3 protein-coding genes and 1 pseudogene are annotated in these 4,615 nt (G+C 60.2%); 3 read left to right on the top strand and 1 reads right to left on the bottom strand.

Annotation, left to right across the window (positions count from 1 at the left end):
- Nucleotides 1–856, bottom strand: a pseudogene (locus tag ACWI8T_RS08255) (LTA synthase family protein); the annotation flags it as partial.
- 199 nt (nt 857–1,055) lie between these two features.
- Between ACWI8T_RS08255 and polA the strand changes: the two are divergent.
- From polA to rpmA, 3 genes are all read left to right on the top strand, one after another.
- Complete coding sequence (polA, locus tag ACWI8T_RS08250; protein WP_449138594.1) at nt 1,056–3,692, top strand: DNA polymerase I; 2,637 nt, start codon at nt 1,056–1,058, stop codon at nt 3,690–3,692.
- A gap of 385 nt (nt 3,693–4,077) precedes the next feature.
- Nucleotides 4,078–4,383: a 50S ribosomal protein L21 gene (gene rplU / locus ACWI8T_RS08245; protein ID WP_114615419.1), complete on the top strand. Its 306-nt coding sequence runs from the start codon at nt 4,078–4,080 to the stop codon at nt 4,381–4,383.
- 27 nt (nt 4,384–4,410) lie between these two features.
- Nucleotides 4,411–4,615 (top strand): 50S ribosomal protein L27 (gene rpmA, locus ACWI8T_RS08240; RefSeq protein ID WP_449138593.1); only part of this gene is annotated, 205 nt, incomplete at its 3' end.

The following is a 4,615-nucleotide window of genomic DNA, read 5'->3' as shown; positions in this document are numbered from 1 at the left end:
TGACGATGATGGTGGGGCGCACGTCGGGGTCGGTGGCTTCGGCGGCGCTTACCACGCGGGGGTTGTCGATGAGCTCGTCGACGGTTTCCGCCATGGCTTTTTGGCTTCGAAGTTCGGCGGCGTGCGTTTCGGAATAGCCTTCGGGTTCGTGCGGCGAGATCTTTTGGGAACGCTGCGCGAAGCACAAAAGCGATCCTTGCGCCTGGTAGGAATCGAGGCTGCTCCACACGTCGACGTTGACGTTCAAGTCGTTTTCGATGTTGACCGTCGAGAAACCGACGCAGCACACGGCAAGGGCTGAGGCGCCAAGGGCGGTGTTCGCGATGGCGGCTTTCCGCGTGTGCAAGGCGCTCGGCACAACGGTAATTGCCGCGAATGCGGCGAGCATCACGGCGATGCAGAATGCGAGCGTGTTGTCGACGGCATATTCGTAGCCGCCGCCGACCGACGCCGCGGTGTGAATGGCGAGCACATCGGAAGGCAGAACAGGCTGGCCTTTGAACTGCGCGACGAAATGGTTGGCTACGCCGCTTACGAAGCATGCCACAAGAAACGCGACCATGGCGCCCTTCGTGCGCTGTCCAAGGAAGTACACCACGGCGTATATGAACGCCAAAACCACGAGGCCTAAAACCATCCATTGGATTCTCATCTGGTTCAATATGGTGTTGTACGGCGCCTCCATCAGCCAAAAGCCTATGGGCACGCATGCGATGGTTACGATGGGGCGCGCGCGGCCGAGCACTCTTGCGAACCGCTCACGCAGCTGCGAGCGAAACGCCAGGGCGAATGCGAGCAGGGCTGCGCACGCGAGAAAAAAGCATGCGATGGGCAGTGATATATGTAAGGCGAGCATAGGTGGCTCCGTTTCTTCCAAGTCGGGGCTTGAAGGAAGCGACGAGTGCGCATGCCTTCGCTTGGGCATTGGGCGCGTTTCTGCGCGTTGTGGGTGCTTCTCGATTTCGAGGGGCCGCACGGGCTATACTTTATGAAGTACAACCTCATGCCGCCAACGTGCGCGGCACAAGCAGCCGAAACCGGTCGAAGGACGTATTATGCCAAAGAAAATCGCCGTAATCGACGGCAATTCGCTCATGCATCGCGCATACCACGCGGTGCCGGCCACGATGAACGCGCCCGATGGCACGCCCACAAATGCCGCGTTCGGCTTTTTGTCCATGTTCCTGAAATTCTACGAAATGGCTCGCCCCGATGCTGTGGTATGCGCGTTCGATGCTGGACGTCCGGCATTCCGCATGGAGGCGCTCGAGCAGTACAAAGCCCAGCGCCCGCCGATGGATGCTGAGCTCAAGGCGCAATTCCCCGTCATCGAGCATTTGCTCGAATCGATGAACGTGCCCGTTATTCGCGTGAAGGGCTGGGAAGGCGACGACGTGCTGGGCACGGTGTCGGCCCGCGACGAAGAGCTGGGATACGAAACCCTGCTCGTGAGCGGCGATAAAGACGTCTACCAGCTCGTAACCGATCGCACGCATGTGGTTACCACGAAAAAGGGCATCACCGATGTCGCGATTTACGGCCCCGCCGAGGTCGAGGAGCGCTATGGCGTGACGCCCGCGCAGTTCCCCGACTTCTTGGGCCTGAAGGGCGATTCGTCAGACAACATTCCCGGCGTGCCCGGCATTGGCGACAAGACCGCCGCGAAGCTTCTGCAGAACTACGGCAGCATCGACGGCATCTACGACAACCTCGACAAGCTCAAGGGTAAGCAGCTGCAAAACCTTACCGAACATAAGGAAGACGCGTACACGAGCCGCCGCGTGGCGACCATCGTGCGCGATGTGGAGTTCGACCTCGATTTGGAGGGCGTGAAATTCCCCGATTTCGACAGCGCGAAGGTCGCCGAGGCTTTTGGCGAGGTGCGCTTCAATGCCCATTTGGCCAAGGTGCTCGCCCTTGCCGGTGCCGACGAATCGCTTGCCGCGCCCGCCGCGCTCGAGCTGCCCAGCTTGGCGCCTGTCGTGGGCGACTACGCGCACGACGCGTTGAAAACCGCCATGGAGCATGGCGTGTGCCTGGGCGTGGAATTCCTTGTTGAGGCGCAGGAAAGCTTGTTTGCCGAGCCGCACCGCCTGTTCGTCGGCCTGCCCGATTCGGTGCTCATGTTCGAGGGCGAAGATGCCCACGAGACGTTTGCGGAAATCGTGCGTTCGGGCCATTTCTGCGCGCTCGATTGCAAGCGCGCGCTGCAGGAGATCTATCCAGTCGATTCCGCGGAAGAAGCGCTCGTCGATGCATCCGAGATGCATGCGGCGCGCTTCTTCGACATTGGTTTGGCCGCATACCTGCTGAATTCCAATGTCACGAAATACGAATACAGCTCGTTGTGCGACGCGTATTTGGGCGCGGCTTTGCCTGAGTGCGAAGACGAGCGAGCGCAGGCTGCGACACATGCCCTCGTCGCGCACCGTTTGGTCGATGCGCTGCGCGAGGCGCTCGAGCGTGACGGCTCGCTCGAGGTGTACGAGCGCATCGATTTGCCGCTCGTCTCGACGCTCGCGCAAATGGAACGCGTGGGCGCGCGCATCGACGTCGACAAGCTCGCCTGTATGGCGCGGGAAACCACGACCGAGCTCGAGGGGCTGCGCGCCGAGATTCATGAGCTTGCGGGTGAGGAATTCAACGTCGATTCGCCCAAGCAGCTCGGCCATATTCTGTTTGAAGTGCTCGAGTTGCCGGCGGGCAAGAAGAACTCGCGCGGCTATTCCACCGACGCAAAAACGCTCGGCAAGCTCGTGGACGTGCATCCCATCGCGGCCAAGGTGCTGCGCTATCGCGAGCTCGCGAAAATGAAGTCCACCTACCTCGACGCCCTGCCGCGCATGCGTCGCATCGACGGCTTGGTGCACACGAGCTTCAACCAAACGGTCACCACTACGGGCCGTTTGTCGTCGAGCGACCCGAACCTGCAGAACATTCCCGTGCGCACCGATTTCGGCCGCCGTGTGCGTGCTTGCTTCGTGCCTCTGCGCGAGGGCGACGTGTTCGTTTCGGCCGACTACTCGCAAATCGAGCTTCGCCTGCTTGCGCATCTGTCGGGCGACGAGCACCTGATAGATGCGTTCTGCTCGGGCGCCGACTTCCATGCCAACACCGCCGCGCGCGTGTTCGGCATTCCCGTGGAAGAGGTCACACCGCAGCTGCGCAGCCGCGCGAAGGCCGTGAACTTCGGCATCGTCTATGGCCAGCAGGCGTTCGGCTTGGCCCAAAGCCTGGGAATCGGTTTCAAAGAGGCTCAAGATATGATTGACCGTTATTTCGAGGCCTATCCGCGCGTGCGCGCCTACCTCGACGAGACGGTTGAAGAGGCGAAGGAATGCGGGTTCGCGACCACGATGTTCGGCCGCAAGCGCCATATTCCCGAGCTGAAGGCGAACAACAAAATGCAGCGCAGCTTCGGCGAGCGCACGGCGATGAACCATCCCATGCAGGGCAGTGCGGCCGATATCATCAAGCTCGCCATGAACGAGGTTGAGCGCCGCTTGGTCGCTGACGGCTTTGAGGCGAAACTTATGCTGCAGGTGCACGACGAACTCGACTTCAGCGTGCCGGCGGGAGAGGTGCAGCGCCTTTCCGACATGGTCGCAAGCGTCATGGATTCGGTTGTGGAGCTCAAGGTTCCGCTGATCGCCGAAGTGAGCAGCGGCGAGAACTGGGCCGAAGCGCACTAGCCGTTGCTTGGCTGAAGCGGCGCGAGGGGCAGGCGAGGGCGGCCGCGGGCCCGATAGAGGGCACAGCAGGCTATCGCTCGCTGCGCTCGCTATGCGCCTGCTTGGCGGTGTTTAGCTTTGAAATGAAGGGCAAATTTGAACACCGACGCCCTCTATCAGCCCCGCAGCCGCCCTCGCCTGCGGAAGCCGAGTGAAGAGGAAAACTTGTGACGAGTCCACAAAACCCCTCTTGTCAAACGATTTTCGCGGCGTATAATAGCGGAGTTTGCTGTATTGGCGCGACTTGGCGGTAACCGTTTCCCACCGTTCACGTGCGCTGTACAAACGGCAAGCGAAGTAAACGTAGAGGTTCGTGTGAGCCTCGCAAAACCAAGGAGAAACATACATGTACGCTATCGTTAAGACTGGTGGCAAGCAGTACAAGGTTGCTGCTGGCGACATCCTCGTCACCGAGAAGCTTCAGGGCGAAATTGGCGACAAGGTTGAGCTGCAGGCTATCGCTGTTGTCGACGGCACCAAGGTTGTTGCCGATCCGGCTGAGGCTGGCAAGACCAAGGTTGTTGCTACCATCGTTGATCAGTTCAAGGGCGACAAGGTCCTCGTCTTCAAGTTCAAGAAGCGCAAGAACTACAAGAAGCTGCGCGGCCATCGCCAGCTCCACACTCGTCTGAAGATCGAGAGCATCGGCTAGTTAGTTTAGAAGGTAGGTAGATTACTCATGGCTCATAAAAAAGGTCTTGGCTCCACCCGTAACGGCCGCGACTCTCATTCCCAGCGACTTGGCGTGAAGCGCTTTGGTGGCGAGCACGTCATCACCGGCAACATCATCGTTCGCCAGCGTGGCACCCACTTCCATCCCGGCGAGAACGTCGGCCGTGGCAAAGACGACACCCTGTTCGCACTGTGCGAGGGCACCGTGGAAT

The sequence above is a fragment of the Slackia sp. genome, from assembly GCF_977041755.1.
Note: the sequence above shows the minus strand (reverse complement) of the source record. Positions and strands in the feature narration are given on the sequence as shown.

Coding starts and splice junctions, on each gene's coding strand:
- polA (WP_449138594.1), top strand. CDS start 1,056: ATGCCAAAGAAAATCGCCGTAATCGACGGCAATTCGCTCATGCATCGC.
- rplU (WP_114615419.1), top strand. CDS start 4,078: ATGTACGCTATCGTTAAGACTGGTGGCAAGCAGTACAAGGTTGCTGCT.